This window comes from Brevundimonas sp. (assembly GCF_032017145.1).
In the GTDB taxonomy this organism is placed as follows: domain Bacteria; phylum Pseudomonadota; class Alphaproteobacteria; order Caulobacterales; family Caulobacteraceae; genus Brevundimonas.
Genome location: NZ_DALZQC010000230.1, coordinates 1 through 1,528, shown reverse-complemented (window position 1 = coordinate 1,528; position 1,528 = coordinate 1). Strand labels below are relative to the sequence as shown.

2 protein-coding genes are annotated in these 1,528 nt (G+C 73.5%); both read left to right on the top strand.

What is annotated here, in order from left to right; genetic code table 11:
* A partial coding sequence (locus RTU05_RS18240) for an efflux RND transporter periplasmic adaptor subunit (RefSeq protein ID WP_312599692.1) occupies positions 1 to 674 on the top strand: 674 nt, incomplete at its 5' end.
* 7 nt (positions 675 to 681) lie between these two features.
* The coding region (locus RTU05_RS18235) for an ABC transporter ATP-binding protein (RefSeq protein ID WP_312599691.1) at positions 682 to 1,528 on the top strand (847 nt) is incomplete at its 3' end.

Below are 1,528 nucleotides of genomic sequence, written 5' to 3'. Positions count from 1 at the left end.
GCCCCACGCGGGCGACGATCGCCCAGAGCGCGGCCCAGGTCGAGGAGCGCCGCGCGGCGCTGGCCGACGTGCAGGCCGATCTGAACCGGCTGGCCCCCCTGGTCGGCACAGGCGCAGTCGCCGACCGGGACGTGGAGAACGCCCGCTCCCGCGTGGCCGAAGCCGCCGCGCGCCTGCGTCAGGCGGAACAGGCGCTGGCCGACGTTCGCGCGGGATCGCGGCGCGAGGAGATCGCCCAGGCCGAGGCCGAGCGCGAGCGCGCCCGCGCCACCGTGGAGCGCCTGCGGATCCGCACCGGCGACGCCGTGCTGGTGGCGCCGGAATCCGGCGTGGTGCTGACCCGCGCGGTGGAGGTCGGCGAAGTGGTCCAGGGTGGTCAGACCGCCTTCACCCTGGCGCTGACCGATCCGGTCTGGGCCCGCATCTACGTCGATGCGAAGGACCTGGGCCGGGTCGCGCCGGGCGCCGAGGTCGAGCTGACCACCGACGCCGCGCCGGGACATGTCTATCGCGGCCGCGTTGGCCATGTCTCGCCGACCGCGGTGTTCACCCCGCGCGCGGTGGAGTCGCCCGAGCTGAGGACCGACCTGGTCTATCGGGCCCGGGTGGTCGTGCTGAACCCCGACGACCGGCTGCGCCAGGGCATGCCGATCACCGTCCGCTTCCCGCACTGAGGCCGGCATGACCTCCGCCGTTCAGGCCCGACAGCTGGTGCGCGCCTTCGGCAAGGGCGACGCCGTGACCGCCGTGGACCGGCTGGATCTGGAGTTGCCGATGGGCGGCGTCACCGGACTGGTCGGGCCGGACGGCGCGGGCAAGACCACATTGATGCGGATGATGGCGGGGCTCCTGGCGCCGACGTCGGGCGAGCTCCGGGTGATGGGGCTGGACCCGATCGGCGAGGGCGACGCCCTGCGCGCGGTCACCGGCTACATGCCCCAGAAGTTCGGGCTCTATGAGGACCTGACGGTCCAGGAGAACCTGAACCTCTACGCCGACCTGCGGGGAGTGACCGGCGCCGCGCGCGACGACGCCTTCTCCCGCATGCTCGACTTCACCGACCTGAGGCGGTTCACCGGGCGGCCGGCGGGCAAGCTGTCGGGCGGCATGAAACAGAAGCTGGGTCTGGCGTGCGCGCTGCTGGGCCAGCCACGCCTTCTGCTGCTGGACGAGCCGAGCGTCGGGGTTGATCCGATCTCGCGCCGCGAACTCTGGCGCATGGTCCGGGCGCTGGCCGGGGACGGCATGACCGTGATCTGGGCCACCGCCTATCTGGACGAGGCCGAGCGGTGCGATCAGGTGGTGCTGCTGGATCAGGGCCGGGCGCTGTTCAAGGGCGCGCCGGCCGAGCTGGCCGAACAGATGGCCGGCCGCACCTGGCTGGTGAGGGACGTGGGCGACCGCAAGCGCGAGGTGCTGCGCCGCGCCATGAACCTGGATGGCGTGCGCGACGGCGTGGTGCAGGGTCGCAGCGTGCGGCTGGTCGCCACGACCGCCGAGGCCCCTGCGCCCGCCGACCTGGACCTGC